The 15,477-nt window shown below is 60.5% G+C and carries 15 protein-coding genes; 7 read left to right on the forward strand and 8 right to left on the reverse strand.

Features of this window, described 5'->3' with window-relative positions:
• The first annotated feature begins 41 nt into the window (after positions 1-41).
• Positions 42-995 carry a 4-hydroxybenzoate octaprenyltransferase gene (ubiA, locus tag J5J09_RS04990; RefSeq protein ID WP_208548581.1) on the forward strand — a complete coding sequence of 318 codons (954 nt, stop codon included), beginning with the start codon at positions 42-44 and terminating at the stop codon, positions 993-995.
• A 74-nt stretch (positions 996-1,069) separates the two neighbouring features.
• Here ubiA and J5J09_RS04995 read toward each other — a convergent pair whose 3' ends face one another.
• The gene (locus J5J09_RS04995; RefSeq protein ID WP_208548582.1) at positions 1,070-1,636 is read right to left on the reverse strand and encodes a DUF6101 family protein; all 567 of its coding nucleotides are present in this window, start codon (positions 1,634-1,636) and stop codon (positions 1,070-1,072) included.
• A 265-nt stretch (positions 1,637-1,901) separates the two neighbouring features.
• On the opposite strand from J5J09_RS04995, the gene J5J09_RS05000 reads away from it, so the two are divergent.
• The 4 genes from J5J09_RS05000 (at position 1,902) to modC (ending at position 6,769) form a co-directional block, all read left to right on the forward strand.
• Complete coding sequence (locus J5J09_RS05000; protein WP_208548583.1) at positions 1,902-4,091, forward strand: DUF1217 domain-containing protein; 2,190 nt, start codon at positions 1,902-1,904, stop codon at positions 4,089-4,091.
• Between the two features lie 94 nt (positions 4,092-4,185).
• Positions 4,186-4,971, forward strand: a complete 786-nt coding sequence (gene modA / locus J5J09_RS05005) for a molybdate ABC transporter substrate-binding protein (protein ID WP_246745911.1) — start codon at positions 4,186-4,188, stop codon at positions 4,969-4,971.
• Positions 4,972-4,988: 17 nt separating this feature from the next.
• Positions 4,989-5,681, forward strand: a complete 693-nt coding sequence (gene modB, locus J5J09_RS05010) for a molybdate ABC transporter permease subunit (RefSeq protein ID WP_208548585.1) — start codon at positions 4,989-4,991, stop codon at positions 5,679-5,681.
• On the forward strand, positions 5,678-6,769 hold the full coding sequence (modC, locus tag J5J09_RS05015) for a molybdenum ABC transporter ATP-binding protein (RefSeq protein WP_208548586.1): 1,092 nt from the start codon (positions 5,678-5,680) through the stop codon (positions 6,767-6,769). The genes modB and modC overlap by 4 nt, the downstream gene beginning before the upstream one ends.
• Before the next feature lie 6 nt (positions 6,770-6,775).
• On the opposite strand, the gene J5J09_RS05020 is transcribed toward modC, so the two are convergent.
• Genes J5J09_RS05020 through J5J09_RS05030 form a run of 3 tightly spaced genes read right to left on the reverse strand, consistent with a single transcriptional unit; the run spans position 6,776 to position 9,594 of the window.
• On the reverse strand, positions 6,776-7,171 hold the full coding sequence (locus J5J09_RS05020; protein ID WP_208548587.1) for a LysR family transcriptional regulator: 396 nt from the start codon (positions 7,169-7,171) through the stop codon (positions 6,776-6,778).
• A complete protein-coding gene (locus J5J09_RS05025) occupies positions 7,168-8,604 on the reverse strand; it encodes an FAD-binding oxidoreductase (protein WP_208548588.1) in 1,437 nt (478 codons plus the stop codon). The genes J5J09_RS05020 and J5J09_RS05025 overlap by 4 nt, the downstream gene beginning before the upstream one ends.
• Positions 8,605-8,616: 12 nt before the next feature.
• The gene (locus tag J5J09_RS05030) at positions 8,617-9,594 is read right to left on the reverse strand and encodes an L-threonylcarbamoyladenylate synthase (protein WP_208548589.1); all 978 of its coding nucleotides are present in this window, start codon (positions 9,592-9,594) and stop codon (positions 8,617-8,619) included.
• A 191-nt stretch (positions 9,595-9,785) separates the two neighbouring features.
• Here J5J09_RS05030 and J5J09_RS05035 point away from each other — a divergent pair, with 191 nt between their 5' ends.
• Positions 9,786-10,856, forward strand: coding sequence for a GGDEF domain-containing protein (locus J5J09_RS05035; RefSeq protein WP_208548590.1), 1,071 nt, complete (start codon positions 9,786-9,788; stop codon positions 10,854-10,856).
• A 22-nt stretch (positions 10,857-10,878) separates the two neighbouring features.
• Here the strand turns inward: J5J09_RS05035 and J5J09_RS05040 are convergent, their stop codons facing one another.
• Entirely contained in the window at positions 10,879-11,484 is a 606-nt protein-coding gene (locus J5J09_RS05040) for a DUF6656 family protein (RefSeq protein WP_208548591.1), read from the reverse strand.
• Between the two features lie 286 nt (positions 11,485-11,770).
• Here J5J09_RS05040 and J5J09_RS05045 point away from each other — a divergent pair, with 286 nt between their 5' ends.
• On the forward strand, positions 11,771-12,202 hold the full coding sequence (locus J5J09_RS05045) for a BA14K family protein (RefSeq protein ID WP_208548592.1): 432 nt from the start codon (positions 11,771-11,773) through the stop codon (positions 12,200-12,202).
• A gap of 59 nt (positions 12,203-12,261) precedes the next feature.
• Here the strand turns inward: J5J09_RS05045 and J5J09_RS05050 are convergent, their stop codons facing one another.
• The 3 genes from J5J09_RS05050 to J5J09_RS05060 all read right to left on the reverse strand — a co-directional run bounded on the left by J5J09_RS05050 (position 12,262) and on the right by J5J09_RS05060 (position 15,382).
• Entirely contained in the window at positions 12,262-13,809 is a 1,548-nt protein-coding gene (locus tag J5J09_RS05050) for a sorbosone dehydrogenase family protein (protein ID WP_246745913.1), read from the reverse strand.
• A 32-nt stretch (positions 13,810-13,841) separates the two neighbouring features.
• The gene (locus J5J09_RS05055) at positions 13,842-14,282 is read right to left on the reverse strand and encodes a DUF2231 domain-containing protein (protein WP_208548594.1); all 441 of its coding nucleotides are present in this window, start codon (positions 14,280-14,282) and stop codon (positions 13,842-13,844) included.
• A 104-nt stretch (positions 14,283-14,386) separates the two neighbouring features.
• Positions 14,387-15,382: a transporter gene (locus J5J09_RS05060; protein WP_208548595.1), complete on the reverse strand. Its 996-nt coding sequence runs from the start codon at positions 15,380-15,382 to the stop codon at positions 14,387-14,389.
• Between the last annotated feature and the right edge of the window lie 95 nt (positions 15,383-15,477).

The raw sequence follows: 15,477 nt of genomic DNA on the forward strand, positions 1-15,477 counted from the left end.
GCCTAGACCTTGCCCCGTTCGGACGTATCGGGAGCTTTGCCATGACGCACATCGACGATCTCAATGACCGCGTCGTTGATGCGCCTTCAGACAACTGGGTTTACAAGGTCTTGCCGCGCCCGGTCTGGCCGTATGCGCAACTGGCGCGTTGGGACCGGCCGATCGGCTGGCAGCTGCTGATGTGGCCGTGCTTGTGGTCTTCGGCGCTTGCGGCAAACCATCTCGCCGCTGGTGGCGTCCTCGATCTGCGGATTTTCGTCTTCCATCTGGTCCTGTTTGTCATCGGGTCGATCGCCATGCGCGGCGCCGGCTGCACCTACAACGATCTGGTCGACCAGAACATCGATATGGCCGTGGCCCGCACCCGGTCGCGACCACTACCCTCGGGGCGGGTCAGCCGGACGCAGGCGAAACTCTTCATGGTGGCGCAGTCGTTGACGGGACTTGCCGTTCTGCTTTGCTTCAACGGCTTTGCAATCGTGCTGGGTATCGCCTCGCTGGCGATCGTGGCGATCTATCCCTTTGCCAAGCGCTTCACCGACTGGCCGCAATTCTTCCTGGGGCTCGCCTTTTCCTGGGGCGGTTTGATGGGATGGGCCGCTCTGGTTGGCAGCCTGTCATGGGCGGCGGTCGGCGTTTACGTCGCCGCGATCACCTGGACGATCGGCTACGACACGATCTATGCCCATCAGGACAAGGAGGATGATGCCTTGATCGGCGTTCGATCCACCGCTCGTTTGTTCGGAAAAAGGACGCGTCAGTGGCTTGTCGCGCTCTACGGCCTAACTCTTCTTCTGCTGTGGCTTGCCTTCATGCTCGCTGGAGCAGGTATCCTGGCCTATCTGGGACTGGTCATTGCCGGAGGTTTGCTGGCCTGGCAGATCCTGGTGCTCGATATCGATGACCCGGTTCAATGCCTGGCGCTCTTCAAGTTCAATTCGCGTGTTGGCGCCGTCATTTTTGCGGGGCTTGTGCTGTCGCTCGCATTCGTCTGATCGGACATGGGTTGGATACGTAAAGGCCGCCAGCGTCTTTCGACTGGCGGCCTTTGTCACTAATCGCGAACGCCTTAATTCCGCGCAATGATTTCTTTGCCGGAAATCTTCATCGTCACGCCCAGATCGCCGGTCGAGCGACGCACGAGAAAGCGGGGACGCCGCTTGGCGAAGTAGGAGTGGCGGCGACGGGGCTGCAGGTCCGATGTCCGGACGCCGCCCAGATGGACTTCCAGAGGGCGCGCGATACCGTCTGCCTCTACCATCAACATCGGAATGCGAAACGCCTCTGCCCAGCTGCGCCAGTCGGCGGCGATGTCGCAAAGATCGTGGGCGACCAGCAGCGGAATGCAGAGTTCCGGATCATCGTGATGCAGTTCCAGCGTCACGGTCACGCCACCGTCACCGTGATCTATGGCACGGGCTGCTACACCCTTGAAGGCGCCGGCCGGGAGAGCGAAGGAAAGCGGGAGACCGCTGTGCGGAAGGATCTTGCGAAGCACGGCGCCACGTTCGTCGATGGTGATGGACACGTCGCCGGGAGCCCCGCGCAACGCATACGTCACCTGCTGCGGAAACCGTGTGGGATCGAGCCGCAATGTCGCGCCTGCCCATGCGGGCTTCAAAACTGTGTTTGTCATGCTCAAGCTACCCTTGTTTTACCCGAGAGCCGTTTGGGGTCTTCTCGTCGGGACTTTTTCGTCCTCTACCTCCAAGCATAGGGCGGGCCTGTTCCGGACAGCTTAAAAATCGCGGTTAAGAAAACTTTGCCGTGTCAAATGGTTAGCATTCTCGCACGCGTTAGGGTTTCGATTGGGTGAATGGATGGGTCTCTGAAGGTGACAGTTCGGGACAAGCTTTGATCGCTAGGGTCGGTCGACCGCGACGTTTCTCGGAGGCCGTTTCATGGTGTCGACCTATCTCAGCTACAATCTCGTGATGCGCGACCTGAAGTCGAGTCTCGATCGGGTGGAGTCCGACAGTGTCGTCGCACGCGAGTCAGCCTACTACGAGGAAAACATCGGAAAGGTCACCTCACTCGAGGAGTTCCTCGACGACTATCGCCTGTATAATTACGCGATGAAGGCGCATGGCCTCGAAGAAATGGCTTACGCCAAAGCCTTCATGAAAAAGGTTCTGGAAAGCGACCTCTCCGACGAGAACAGCTTTGCCAACCAGTTGTCGGATGAGCGTTACCGAGACTTCGCGCAGGCGTACCAGTTTAATGGCCAGACAAAAGACGCGCAGACAGAGTTTCAGGAAACGGAAATGCTGTCGCTTTACGAGGAAGCCATAGCCGCTGAATCGGACACGATCGAAACCGAGACGAACTACTATGAAAAGACCATCAACACGGTCACGACCGCGCAGCAGCTTGTCCGGAATTCTCGCCTCTTCAACTATATGGTCGAAGCCTACGGCATAGACCCGACCTACTATTCCAAGGACCATTTCGTGAAGGTGCTGACGAGCGACGTCAGTGATCCTGACAGCTATGTCAATCAGTTGGTCGCAAGCGGCGCGGCCTCGGCCGCAGCCTTCCGCCAGATGGCATTGGGTTACAACTTCGAAGCCGATGGAACGCTTGCGAGCGGCGTAAGGCCCCAGACGGACTCACAGATAACCTTCACGGTCAATGAGTACATCGACAGTGCACAGACCTATGTCTCGGAGTTCTATCTGGAACGCGAGCGAGAATACTATGCATCAAAGATAGGCAGCATCACCTCCGTCAGTGAGCTGACCAGCGATAGCCGGCTGTTCAATTACGTGAAGACAGCTTTCCAGCTGGATTCGACCGTAACCTCGACCGTCTTTAAAAACATTGTTACGAGCGACCTGTCGGACCCTGCCAACTATGCAAACGTTAATGGTGGCGACGCCTGGGTCAAGGTCGCGCAGGCCTTCAATTTTGCAACCAATGGCACAGTTAAATCCGGTCTGAGCGCCCAGCTCAACTCTCAGATTGTTACGACAAACAGCGGCTTTACGGAATACTACGATGATGCCGATGTCGAGAAGAAGGAATACTTGCTCGGCTACTACACCGACAAGATGGCCGATATTACCGAGGTCGACGACATCTTCGCAAACGAGTCATTGCGCATCGTTCTGCTCAGGGCATTTGGGCTGGAGCCAGACGAATACACCAATGCCGAGCTGAAAAAGGTACTGACCAGCGATATCACCGATCCGAAGAGCTATGCCAACAAGACCAAGGATGACCGCCTGATACAGATGGCGACGCTCTTCAATTTCGATAGCGAAGGACAGGCCGCTGAACCGCTGCTCGCGCAGAACCAGGGCACGATCACCACAGTCGCGGCAAACTACATCATCAACAAGATCATGTTCCTGGAAGGCGACGAGAGGGATGCTGCGCGGGAGAAGGCGGACGCCGAGTCGAGCTATTATTCCGAGAATATTCTGGGCATCCGTACTGCGGAGGACTTCCTGGCGGATCGAAGACTCGTGGACGTGGTGCTGATCTCGAACGGCTTTGATCCAGATGAGGTTACGGACGACTTCCTGAAGCAGGTCTTCGCATCCGATCTGACAGACGACAAGAGCTTCGTCAATCAACAGTCCGACGGTGCCTGGGCGGAATTGCTGGCATCGTTCAACTTCGACGTCGAAGGCAACCTGACCCGCGACACCGTCGGGACGATCCAGCAGCGGGGTGCCGCCCTCGAGACCATCAACCAGTATGTCCGTCAGACTCTGGAAGAGAACGAAGGAGCCAGCAACGAGGCCGTGCGTCTGGCGCTTTACTTCGAGCGCAAGATCGAGGGAATCACAGACGCCTATGAAATCATCGCCGACGATGCACTTGCGGAGGTCTTCCGCGTCACATTCGGCTACACGGAAGACTTTGCCAATCTTGACGTCGACGTTCAGGCCAAGATCATCGACAAGAACCTTGATCTGTCTGAGATGCGGGATCCCGCCAAGGTCGAGCGCTTCCTTCAGCGGTTCACCGCCATGTGGGATATGGAAAACGGCGCTACCGATCCTGTCCTCAACATCTTTTCCAACGGCTACCAGGGTATTAGCGCCGATCTTTTGATGTCGATCGCATCCCTCCGCTCCGGCTGATCGACGCTCGCGGCCGGCTTGCGGATATAATTCTTTTCGGCTACCGATATATCCTGTGAAATATATCGATTCCGTCGGAGGCGTTATGACATTCATGTTTGGTATTTCGAGTCGCCTGCGCGCGATTTCCTTGGCGCTTGCTTTTGCGTTGGCGCCGCTCGGAACCGCTCTCGCGGAGGGACCGACTGTCTTCGCCGCGGCAAGCCTCAAGAATGTACTCGAAAGCATCGCGACCTCTTGGAAGGACGAAACCGGAAAGGAAGTGACGTTGTCGTTTGCCGGTAGCTCTGCGCTTGCCAAGCAGATAGAGCAGGGCGCTCCCGCCGACCTGTTCATTTCGGCGGACCTCAATTGGATGGACTATCTCGATAAGGCCGGTCTGATCGACAAGGAAAGCCTCCGCAATCTCCTCGGCAACTCCATCGTCCTTGTCGCGCCGAAGGAGTCGCCCGTAGCGCTCGTGATCACCAAAGATTTTCCGCTCGCGGAAACGCTGGGCGACGAAAAACTGGCGATGGCCAATACCGATTCCGTTCCCGCCGGGGTCTACGGGAAGGCTGCATTGACGTCTCTTGGTGTCTGGGAGGCGGTTCAGGGCAAAGTTGCGCAAGCGGAGAACGTCCGTGCGGCTCTGTTGCTGGTGTCGCGGGCTGAGGCGCCCCTCGGAATCGTTTACGCAACGGATGCAAAGGCCGACCCGGACGTAAGAGTTGTGGACACCTTTCCGGAAAACAGTCATCCGCCAATCGTGTATCCGGGCGCCGTCATCAAGGCCTCGCAGAATGCTGACGCAGGTGCCTTCCTTGACTATCTCTCAAGTCCCAAAGCCGTCGAACAGTTCGAAGCCGCCGGATTCACCGCGCTCGCGGCCTCCAACTGATCGTTTGCGGGGCCGGCTTGGAGTTCACTGAGGAAGAAATCACCGCGCTGATGCTCAGCCTGAAGGTGGCCGCCACCGCCGTTGCCTTCTCGATCCCGCTTGCCATCGCCGTGGCCTGGCTGCTCTCGCGGGGTCGGTTCTGGGGGAAGAATTTGCTGGATGCGGTCGTCCATCTCCCGCTGATCATGCCGCCGGTGGTGACCGGCTATCTCCTGCTGCTGACCTTCGGGCGAAAGGGCGCGGTCGGCGCCTTTCTCGACGAGTGGTTCGGCATCGTCTTTTCGTTCCGGTGGACAGGGGCGGCCCTCGCTGCCGCCGTCATGGGTTTTCCTCTGATGGTTAGGGCCATCCGTCTCTCGCTCGACGCGATCGACAGCAAGCTCGAAGCGGCCGCATCCACACTCGGTGCCGGTCCCCTTTGGGTGTTTCTCACGGTGACGCTGCCACTCGCTTTGCCCGGCCTCGCGGCCGGTGCCGTGCTCGCCTTTGCCAAGTCCATGGGGGAATTCGGGGCCACCATCACCTTCGTCTCCAATATCCCGGGCGAGACGCAGACGCTGGCCTCCGCCATCTACACCTATACCCAGGTTCCCGGCGGCGAGCTTGGCGCCATGCGTCTCACGATCATTTCCATCGCCGTTTCGATAGCCGCCATGCTTGCGTCGGAATGGCTTTCGCGACGCATCGCAGACAAGGTGGGTGGGCGATGACCCTGTCGATTGCCGTCAGCCATCGGCAGGGTGAGTTCGATCTCAAGGTCGATCTGGAGATCGGCGTCGGATTGACGGCGCTTTTCGGCCCCTCCGGCTCGGGGAAGACCACGCTTATAAACCTTGTCGCAGGGCTCGCTCGTCCGATCTTGGGCCGGATCAGCTTTGCAGGCGATGTCTGGGTCGACACGTCGGACGATCGCTTCGTACCGGCCCATCGCCGCCGCATCGGCTATGTCTTTCAGGAGGGGCGGCTTTTCCCGCATTTGTCCGTCAATAGCAATCTGCGCTACGGAGTTCGCTTCTCCGCCACGCCACCGTCCTCTCGCGACGTCGACCAGCTCGTGGACATGCTGGCGATCGGGGCGCTTCTCGGTCGTCGCCCCGGCGACCTGTCGGGCGGCGAAAAGCAGCGGGTGGCTCTCGGACGCGCGCTGATGTCAGGACCACGCCTTCTCCTGATGGATGAGCCGCTCTCGGCACTCGATGAAGGTCTTAAAGGATCGATCCTGCCCTACATTGAGCGCATCCGCGATGAAGCTGGCATTCCGATCATTTATGTCAGTCACTCCATCGAGGAGGTCACCCGTCTCGCCACCCGTGTCATCTCCGTGTCTGAGGGACGCGCCGCGACGGTCATGGACACGGCGTCACACCCAGGCGAGACGTCGTTCATTCCCGGCTCCGGCCCGCTCGAAAACTTCATCGAAGCGACGATCATCGAGCAATCGCCGACGGAGGGACTGACCATCGCCGAGAGCCGATCGGGTCGCCTTTTTCTCCGTCATGCTGATCTGCCAGTCGGTCGGAGGGTTCGGGTCTACATACCGGCCTCGGAGATCGTTCTTGCGAAAGGCGAGGTCGGGCAGGTGTCCACCCTCAACCGCCTTTCCGGCTCCGTAGAGCAGCTGGATGAACGACAGGCTGGCGTGTCGGTGCTGGTGAATTGCGCGGGGGAACGACTGGTCGCCAATATAACGAGGAGATCAGCCACATCGCTTGGGCTGGCGGCAGGCATGCCGGTTACCCTCCTGTTCAAGGCTGTCTCGCTTGCGGCCGAGGGGGTCTACCGCCATCCACGGTACTGACGCTTTCTAGTCGTCATCCGCGGCACTGTTCTTTTCGAGCTTATCCTCGTACTCGGACGACATCGCGGCCTCCAGCCACCGAAGATCGTCTCCGATTGCCTTTCGGCTGTCGCTTTCCATCTGTCGCGCCCGCCGCAACAGATCCTCGCCGAACGCGGTCAATACTGCCCCGCCGCCGCTCTTGCCGCCGTGCCGCGTCAGGATCGACGGCTCCCGAAACATGCGGTTTATCTCGTCGCCAAGCAGCCAGGCGCGCCGATACGACATGCCCATTGCCGCGCCGGCGGCCCGGATCGAGCCGTGTTCGGCAATGCCAGCGAGCAGCGCGATCTTGCCGGGCCCGAGCCGAGCGCCGTTGACGAGATCGATACGCAGCGTCACGCGGCTGGTCTTGCCCTTCATGGCAGCGGCACCACCTTTCCGGGGTTCATGATGCCAGCAGGGTCAAAGGCCTTCTTGATCCTGATCATCAGTTCCGTCTCTACAGCGGGCCTGCTCGCGGCCAGCTCGTCGCGCTTCAACTGGCCGACGCCGTGCTCCGCTGAAATGGAACCGCCGTGCTTGCGCACGATCGCGTGGACGATCTCGTTGACTTCGCGCCAGCGGGCAATGAAGGCCGCCTTGTCGGCGCCGACCGGCTGGCTGATATTGTAGTGGATGTTGCCATCGCCGAGATGGCCGAAGGCGCAGATCCGGGCGCCGGGTACCGCAGCCATGACGGCCGCGTCTGCCTCTGCCATGAAGCCGGGCACACGCGACACCGGCACCGAAACGTCATGCTTGATCGACCCACCTTCAGGCTTCTGCGCATCCGACATGCTTTCCCGCATCCGCCAGATGGCATCCTGCTGCGCCACCGAGGTTGCAATCACGGCATCCTGGACGAGACCGGCCTCGACACCTTTTTCCAGCACGGCCGTCACCATCGTCTGCGCAGTCTCGGCTGAATCGGAGGTCGAGATATCGATCAGGACATACCAGGGGTGCACGGTCGAAAGTGGATCCCGCACGCCCGGTATGTGCCGGGTCGTGAAGTCTACGCCGATGCGGGGCATGAGTTCGAAGCCGGTGAGCGCCGCCCCGCAGATGGCCTGGGCATGCTCGAAAAGCGCCAGGGCGTCCTCCGTCGAGTGAAGCCCGGCAAAGGCCACCTGCCGACCCAGGGGCTTCGGAAACAGCTTCAGCACCGCGCCGGTGATAACGCCGAGGGTACCTTCCGCCCCGATGAACAGATCCCTCAGATCGTATCCGCTATTGTCCTTCTTCAGTCGCCGGAGCCCATCCCATATCTCACCCGTCGGCAAAACGACCTCCAGCCCTAGGCAGAGCTGGCGCATATTGCCATAGGCAAGGACTGCAGTTCCCCCGGCATTGGTCGACAGGTTGCCGGCGATGCGGCAGGAGCCTTCCGATCCCAGAGAGAGGGGAAAGAGCCGGCCAACATCATCGGCCGCCTTCTGGATGTCGGCGAGGATGCAGCCGCCATCCGCGACGATGACGCTGGCCACGGTATCGACCTCGCGGATCCGGTTCATTCTTTCAAGCGAGAGAAGGATGTCGCGGCCGTCGGCACGCGGAACCTGACCACCGACGAGGCCAGTACGCCCGGACACCGGGACGATAGGAGTGCCGGTTTCAGACGCGAGCGTCATGATGGCGGACACCTCGGCGGTCGATCCGGGTTTCAGCACAAGCTGGGTCGCGCCGCGATAGAGGCCGCGACCCTCCACCAGATAGGGCTCTACATCGTCCGAGGTCGTCAGCGCTGCGGCTTCGCCGACGATTGCCACAAATCGGTCGATGAGATCCTGGGGATAGATGGCTGCAGCGGTCATGGTCCCTCTCTGTCAACTGTCCCTGGGTGCTGCGGCGCGCGCCAGACGGTCGTTGATCGCCTCTCCGAGGCCTGCCATCGGAATGGGAGCCACAGCGATCGTCCGCGCGCCAGCGGCATCGGCGCGTTTCATGAAATCGAAAAGGTTGGCCGCCGCCTCTCGCAAATCGCCGGAGGGGCTGAGGTTCAGCACCGCCGTAGCCCGATCCGCACCTGCCACCGTCACGTCGCCAAAAGTGATCAGCGCCTCGTCGGGCGATACGTCCGTCACATCGAGACGCATGCGGGCAGCGGGTGCGTAGTGCGATGCCAGCATGCCAGGAGCCTCGATGGACGCGCCCGCAGACTGGGGCCGATCAACCTTGATCCCCGTGACAGTCTCGATATCTTCAACCGCGACGCCGCCGGGTCGCAAGAGACGGATGCGCCCGTCCTCGACTTTGACGATGGTGGATTCGACACCCACGCGCGAGGCACCGTCGTCGAGGATCAGATCGATCCGGTCGCCGATATCCTCGTTGACGTGGCGTGCCGTCGTCGGGCTGATCCGTCCTGACAGATTGGCGCTCGGCGCGGCGAGGGGACGGCCGAAGGCAGAAATCAGGCGCCGCATGAACCCGAGCGGTACGCGAATGCCGACCGTATCAAGCCCCGCCGTTGCCAGCGGATGGATTGCCGAACCGTCCCTGATGCTGAGGACCAGCGTCAGCGGCCCCGGCCAGAAATGCTCCGCCAGCCTCCTCGACACCGGATCGAACACAGCATGACGTTCGGCCATGGCGAGATCGGCCATGTGGCAGATCAGCGGGTTGAACTGAGGGCGCCCCTTCGTCTCGTAGATCGCGGCGATCGCTTTGGGATTGGTGGCATCCGCCGCCAGTCCGTAGACGGTCTCCGTCGGCAACGCGACGGGGTGGCCGGCGACAAGCAGGGTCAACGCCTCCGTCAGGGCGACATCGCTTCGCTGTTCGATCGGTATCAGTTTGGCCATCAGTCCTGTCCGGCAGTTCAGGGCTCAATACCGCGTCTAGGGCTTGCTGATCAAACAGTCTTTTTCTCTGCTTCGGATCGTCTTGGACCGATCGTTAAACATTTAAGGATCGTTGTAAGAGAAAGATGGAATTCCTCGTGTACAGTCCGTTTCGTTCTGACCATCGTTTATCTTTCGGGGTATCCAAGTCGATGCAGCCATTGAAAAATCCAGCTTCCAGCATCGCGTTGCGGGTTGCCACCGCCATGCACCAGATGGGCATCGACGGCCTGCCGCGAAACTACGAATTGGTCTACGAAGCCTACTCGGGCAGCAACCCCGACCTGGTGCGAGACTTCATCGCCCTCGGGAAGAACAAGACTCAGGAAGCGCTGGACGAACTCGGCCGCAAATATCTGCCGCATCACCATGAGGAAGGTCTCCTGGCGCAGCAGAACGGCAAGGTCCGCGCCGAGATGAGCAGCTTCATCAGTCTCCTCAACGAGGAAAAGATATCGCTCAGCGACTACGGCCGGCTGATTGGCAACGCCTCGAAGGTGATCCTGACGGACGGCGAGATCGATCACGCCGAGCTCGGCCAGTCGATCCAGGCGCTCAAGGTGGCAACGGAAAAGCGTGCCAGCGAGAACAGCAATGTCGTCCGCACCGTTGTCGGGAAGACCGCGGCATTGGCCGACATGCAGCGCCAGGCGGAAGATGCGGAAACGGCGAAATTCGTTGATCCGCTCACCGGTCTCGGTAGCCGCCGTGCCTTCAACAAGGCGCTCGCGAAGGTCTATGTGAACCCCGAGATGCCGGTCTTGTGTGGCCTTGCTGTCGGTGAAATCGATGACTATGCGCGCCTTGCGGAGCAAATGGGCCCGGCCGTCGGGGACCGCTTCCTGAAACAGGTCGCCAAGGTTGTCGAAGCCGTTGCCGGCACCGAGGATCTTGCCTGCCGTTTCGATGGCGGACGCTTCGGCCTGTTGTTCTATACCAGCGATCAGGACGAAATCAGCCGTATCATCGAACTGGTTCGCTCCAAGTTGCGGGCGACCGCAGTCGTGAATTCCGGCTCGGGACGCGCGACCGGGCAGATCGGCATGTCCTTCGGCATCTGCCTGTCGCCGCAGGCGCCGAATGCGTTCGACTTCATGAGCTTCGCCGAGAAGGCACTGGCCACCTCCAAGGCTGCCGGCGGCAATACCGTCACGATCTACAGCGACGGCTCCTATGTTCCGAAGGATTGGCTGATCTACAAGAAGGAAGTCCGGCCAGCCTGAGGCGTATCGGCTACTCGCCCACTCAGAGGCGATCGATGGCGGCACGCAGTTCCGGCGTCGCCGCGCCGAGCTTGAGCACGTTCTTCAGCGCTTCCTTTGGATCGTGCGTCCGGAACAGCAGCCCGTTGTCGCGGATGGAGCGATCGATCTTCAGGGTTTTCAGCGCCTTGTCAGGCTCGATGGCCACGGCGAAATACATCCTCGAGTATTGCGTCTGGATTTTCTCGAAGAACTGCTCGGCGTCGCCGATCTCCGAAAAGAAGTTGGCGATGTAAAACGACCATTTCACGTCGGCAAATTTCGCGAAGTTCGTCTTCGCAGCCGTGACGTGGCAGTAGCCGAGATGCGGGCTGTTTGCGAGCGTGCGGTGAAAGATGATCTTCGGGAACTGGATCGAGCGGTGAAAGCCGTTCAGGCGCGTATGTGTCGTCGTAGCGGCGTTTTCCAGTTTTCGGCCGGTCTTTTCAGCCACTTCTTCATAGGTGAGGTAGCGGCGCTCCTCCGGCAGCCAGTCGTCGCGGCGCCTTGAAATCCGCCCGGTTCGCAGGAATTCCGAGTGGATCGCGGGCGGCAGACCCGGCTCCGGCGCTTTCTGTTCGGACTTGGCGTAGTATCTGAGTTTGGTCATGCCCGGCCTCTCCGCCTTGTCGCGGCGAGTTTCATTGTAGTGCGTCGATATTAACGCCCGCTTGCTGGGGACCCTGCCACCGGTCGGTTTCGCGAAGCTTGCGGAAACCAAACGCGATCAGATGCGTTATCGGGGCAGCGAAAGCCCGAGTGCGAGATTTTCATCCGACAACCTCGTTAATCCCGGGTTCAGCTTGGGTTTATTAGCATCTTAAAAGGCTGTGGAGAGCCAGGAGCACACCACTCGGGACGCTCGCCTCTCGATGAGCCCGCGAAGGGAGAAAGTCATGAAGATCTCGATCAAGAACTTGGCGGCTATGGGCCTCGCAGCGGCGATGGCTGCTACGAGCTATCTGCCCGCACAGGCGGCCATGCCGCTTCCGGCACCCGTTCTGCAGAAGTCGACGGATGTGACCCAGGTCCAATATCGTCGCCACTATAACAGGCACGGCAACGGCTATTACCGCGGCTACCGGGGCTACCGCCACCATCGCCACGGCTATCGCTACCACAACGGTTACTGGTTCCCGCTTGCAGCGTTTACGACCGGTGCAATCATCGGCGGCGCGATAGCCCAGCCGGCACCGCCCCGTGCGGCCGGAGTGAACCCGCGTCACTACCAGTGGTGCGCGAACCGGTATCGTTCGTATGACGCCCGGTCGAACACCTTCCAGCCCTACAACGGCCCCCGCCAGCAGTGCTACTCGCCCTACTATTGAGCGAGGCACGAGACAGTGAAGAAGCCCGGCCACCGTGCCGGGCTTTTTCGTTGCCTACATCAAGGTGTCGGCGCGTTTGGCGGATCGTCACCGTCTTGCGTGGTTCCTGAAGGCTGGACGGCCGGCGCGATTTCGGTTTGAGCGGGGTTTGCTATACCCGTTTCCTGGTTTCCGGGCCGTTGGACCCCGTTTGATCCCCCGTCCTGAAATCCTTCTGCAGAATCGGTCTGATCCAGCGCCGATGTCGAGGCCTGGGGCGATTGCGGTGGCATTCGATCTGTTCCTATGGGCTCGGGAACGACCGTGCCGTCTGCCGGCGCGACCCGCCAGACCGTATTGCCCGCGTCGTCGGCCACAAGCAGCGCACCGGTCCCGTCGATGCCGACACCCACTGGCCGCCCCCGTGCCTGATCGCCATCAAGGAAGCCGGTTACGACATCCTGGGCCATGCCGGTCGGCATCCCGTTTTCGAAGGGGATGTAAACGACCTTGTAGCCGTTGAAATTCGTCCGGTTCCAACTGCCGTGCTCGCCGACGAAGGCCCCGTTGGCATAGGCCTCCGGCATTGCAGACCCCATGCTGAAGGTCAGGCCCAGAGCCGCGACGTGGCTGGAAAGCGCATAATCCGGCTTGATAGCCGTCTCCACCATGTCGGGACGCGGTGGATGGATACGCTCGTCAACATGGTTTCCGTAGTAGCTCCAGGGCCATCCGTAGAAGCCGCCCTCCTGGACAGAGGTCATGTAGTCAGGAACGAGGTTGGGACCGAGTTCGTCCCGCTCGTTGACAACGGTCCACAGCGCGCCGGATTGGGGGTTGATCGCAAGTCCATTTGGATTTCGAAGGCCGGAGGCAAAGACTTTGGCGGCTCCTGTCTGGCGGTCAACGAGCCAGATGGCAGCACGACCTTTTTCAGCTTCCATGCCGCGCTCAGCGGCATTGGAATTGGACCCGACCGAGGCGTAGAGGAAACGGCCGTCGGGAGACAAGGCCAGGTCCTTTGTCCAGTGGTGATTGATGGGGCCGCCCGGCAACGGTGTCAGCACCGTCGGCTCCGCGGAAATCGTGTTTTCTCCCAGCTTGTAGGGATAGGTGAGGATCGCATCGGCTGCTGCGACATAAAGCGTATCATCGACCCAGGCCACGCCGAACGGGGAGCTGAGTCCCTTCAGGAGGTCGTGACGCTCGTCGACGGTTCCGTCCCTGTCAGCATCGCGCAGCAAAGTGATGAGATTGCTTTCCTTGCTTTCTCCGCCGCCACCCTTGGCAAGAGACATGATCCACCCGCGGATGTAGTCCTTCGGGCGCTCGAGCGGTTTGCCTCCGGGCGCCTTGCCTTGCACCACCAGGACATCGCCATTGGGCAATGTGTGGACAGTTCTCGGATTCGCGAGATCCTTTGCGTAGGCAGTGACGGTGAAGCCCTCGGGGACGGCTGGCGTTTGCCCGTCTTCCCAGCCGACGACTTCCGCAACCTTGAGGTCCGGCATCAGTTCTGCGCTTGGCTCGGGCAGAACCGGATCTGGCCCGATCTGCTGAGAGATGTCGAAATCATCTGAATCGCCGCAACCAACAAGTAATACGGGGAGTGCGATTGCCGAGGCCATCAGGATGCGGTGGCGATTTTGGACGGGGTGTCTCATGGCAGCCTCCAGTGAATTGCGGTGCGGTGTTCGGCGGAAATGAAAACGGTGACTACGATGACAATGACCGTGACCGCCGAGAGGATGAGGCCGTAGGGCACGACTGCGGTCCACCCATCGCCGGCGTGGACGAAACTGTTGACGAATGCGAGCACCAGGGTCGCAACGAATGCGATCACCGCCGACAGTGTCGGGCGCATATCAAGCGTGCGCGGACGCAGCAGGTCGATGGCGCCGGCAATCAGAGCCAATGCACCACCTATGAGACCGGCGAAGAGCAGCCAGGCCGAAAAGTTCTGCCACATCAGATACGACGACTGCCAGTAGGCAATGTCGGTAAGAAGGGCGAGAATGAAGCAGACGAATGGAAAAGGGACGAACAGCCCGTAAAGGGGATATCCCCTGGCGGTCAGGGCCAAAGCTGGCGACGTGCTCATCGAGCGCCTCCCGTTATTGTTTTGATTGGACACAGAAGGTCGTACGGTTGAGACGCGGTTTTGTTCCATCCCGTCCAGGAACAGGCGTGGGTAAGGAAAGATAGCTAGAGGATCCCGGCGCGCCGCAGCACAAGCCAGGAGAGGAAAACCGAGAACGCGATGAAGCCAAAAGCGCTCAACGTGCCGTGAAGCCCGTCCGCGAACGGAAGGCCGGTCGTGTTCATGCCGAAAAAGCCGGTCACCAGTGATGCCGGCAGCAGGAAGGCCGTCATCAGCGACAGGATATAGAGATGCCGGTTGGTCTCTGACGATAGCTTCGAATCGATTTCTTCGTGGAGCAGGCGGGCGCGTTCCTGCAGAGCATGCACATCGTGGTCCACCGACTCCAGCCGGGCGCACAGCCGTCGCGCGACCTCATCGAAGCCGAAAGGCATATCTTCCTCGTCGCTGGCGGCGGCGCGGCGCATGAGCGACAGCAGCGTGCGCAGGTGGCGATAAAGCCGCACCACCACCCGCCGCACGGAAGCCAGTTGGCGGCGCTCGTCCCGCAGTTCGCTGTCGTAGACGATATCCTCGATGGCGTTTAGCTCCTCTGTCATCTCCATCACGACCTTGATCAGGCCGCGCTGAAACTCCGCGACCAGCATCTCGAACAGTTGCATCGGGTTGCCGCACTTGCCGGGGTTTTTCTCCAGCGCGGCACGCACGCGGTCGATCGAGCGGATCGGTTGCAGCCGGCTGGTGATGATGAACCGGTCCGAGAGCGCGAAATGCAGCCAGCCGATGTCCCGCGTCTCGGCATCGAATTCCCGCTGGAAATCGACCAGCGTCCCGAAGGCCAATTGTTCGTCGACGGTGACCGCAGCATGCGTTTCATGTGTCGTCAGCGCCGTATGCGCTTCGGCTGACAGTCCCGGAAAGTCGTCGAGGAAAGCGCTGACCCGCGTATCGACGAGGTTGAGATGCAGCCAGAGAAACCCGTTTCCGTCGGCGAACGAGGGAAGTTCGCCGTCCGGCTCCAGGCGAATTGCCGTACCGCCGGCCGGGTCGACATAGTAAGCCCAGACGAGGCCGGGAATGGAACGGGTTGGCGACAACATGAACAGCTTTCCTTGATTGCTGGCCGGTCGCGAGAGGCGCCGCTGAACGATTTCTATCGATGTGCATCGCAAACGAAAAGCGCGCCGTCGCCGGC

This window comes from Ciceribacter sp. L1K22 (genome assembly GCF_017599385.1).
In the GTDB taxonomy this organism is placed as follows: Bacteria; Pseudomonadota; Alphaproteobacteria; order Rhizobiales; family Rhizobiaceae; genus Allorhizobium.

Bases quoted from the DNA above. Each gene is read 5' to 3' on its own strand.
- J5J09_RS05060 (WP_208548595.1), bottom strand. From the start codon at position 15,382: ATGTTGTCGCCAACCCGTTCCATTCCCGGCCTCGTCTGGGCTTACTAT.
- J5J09_RS05025 (WP_208548588.1), bottom strand. From the start codon at position 8,604: ATGACCGCTGCAGCCATCTATCCCCAGGATCTCATCGACCGATTTGTG.
- modA (WP_246745911.1), top strand. From the start codon at position 4,186: ATGTTTGGTATTTCGAGTCGCCTGCGCGCGATTTCCTTGGCGCTTGCT.
- J5J09_RS05000 (WP_208548583.1), top strand. From the start codon at position 1,902: ATGGTGTCGACCTATCTCAGCTACAATCTCGTGATGCGCGACCTGAAG.
- J5J09_RS05040 (WP_208548591.1), bottom strand. From the start codon at position 11,484: ATGACCAAACTCAGATACTACGCCAAGTCCGAACAGAAAGCGCCGGAG.
- ubiA (WP_208548581.1), top strand. From the start codon at position 42: ATGACGCACATCGACGATCTCAATGACCGCGTCGTTGATGCGCCTTCA.
- J5J09_RS05035 (WP_208548590.1), top strand. From the start codon at position 9,786: ATGCAGCCATTGAAAAATCCAGCTTCCAGCATCGCGTTGCGGGTTGCC.
- J5J09_RS05050 (WP_246745913.1), bottom strand. From the start codon at position 13,809: ATGGCCTCGGCAATCGCACTCCCCGTATTACTTGTTGGTTGCGGCGAT.
- J5J09_RS05055 (WP_208548594.1), bottom strand. From the start codon at position 14,282: ATGAGCACGTCGCCAGCTTTGGCCCTGACCGCCAGGGGATATCCCCTT.
- J5J09_RS05020 (WP_208548587.1), bottom strand. From the start codon at position 7,171: ATGAAGGGCAAGACCAGCCGCGTGACGCTGCGTATCGATCTCGTCAAC.
- J5J09_RS05030 (WP_208548589.1), bottom strand. From the start codon at position 9,594: ATGGCCAAACTGATACCGATCGAACAGCGAAGCGATGTCGCCCTGACG.
- J5J09_RS05045 (WP_208548592.1), top strand. From the start codon at position 11,771: ATGAAGATCTCGATCAAGAACTTGGCGGCTATGGGCCTCGCAGCGGCG.
- modC (WP_208548586.1), top strand. From the start codon at position 5,678: ATGACCCTGTCGATTGCCGTCAGCCATCGGCAGGGTGAGTTCGATCTC.
- J5J09_RS04995 (WP_208548582.1), bottom strand. From the start codon at position 1,636: ATGACAAACACAGTTTTGAAGCCCGCATGGGCAGGCGCGACATTGCGG.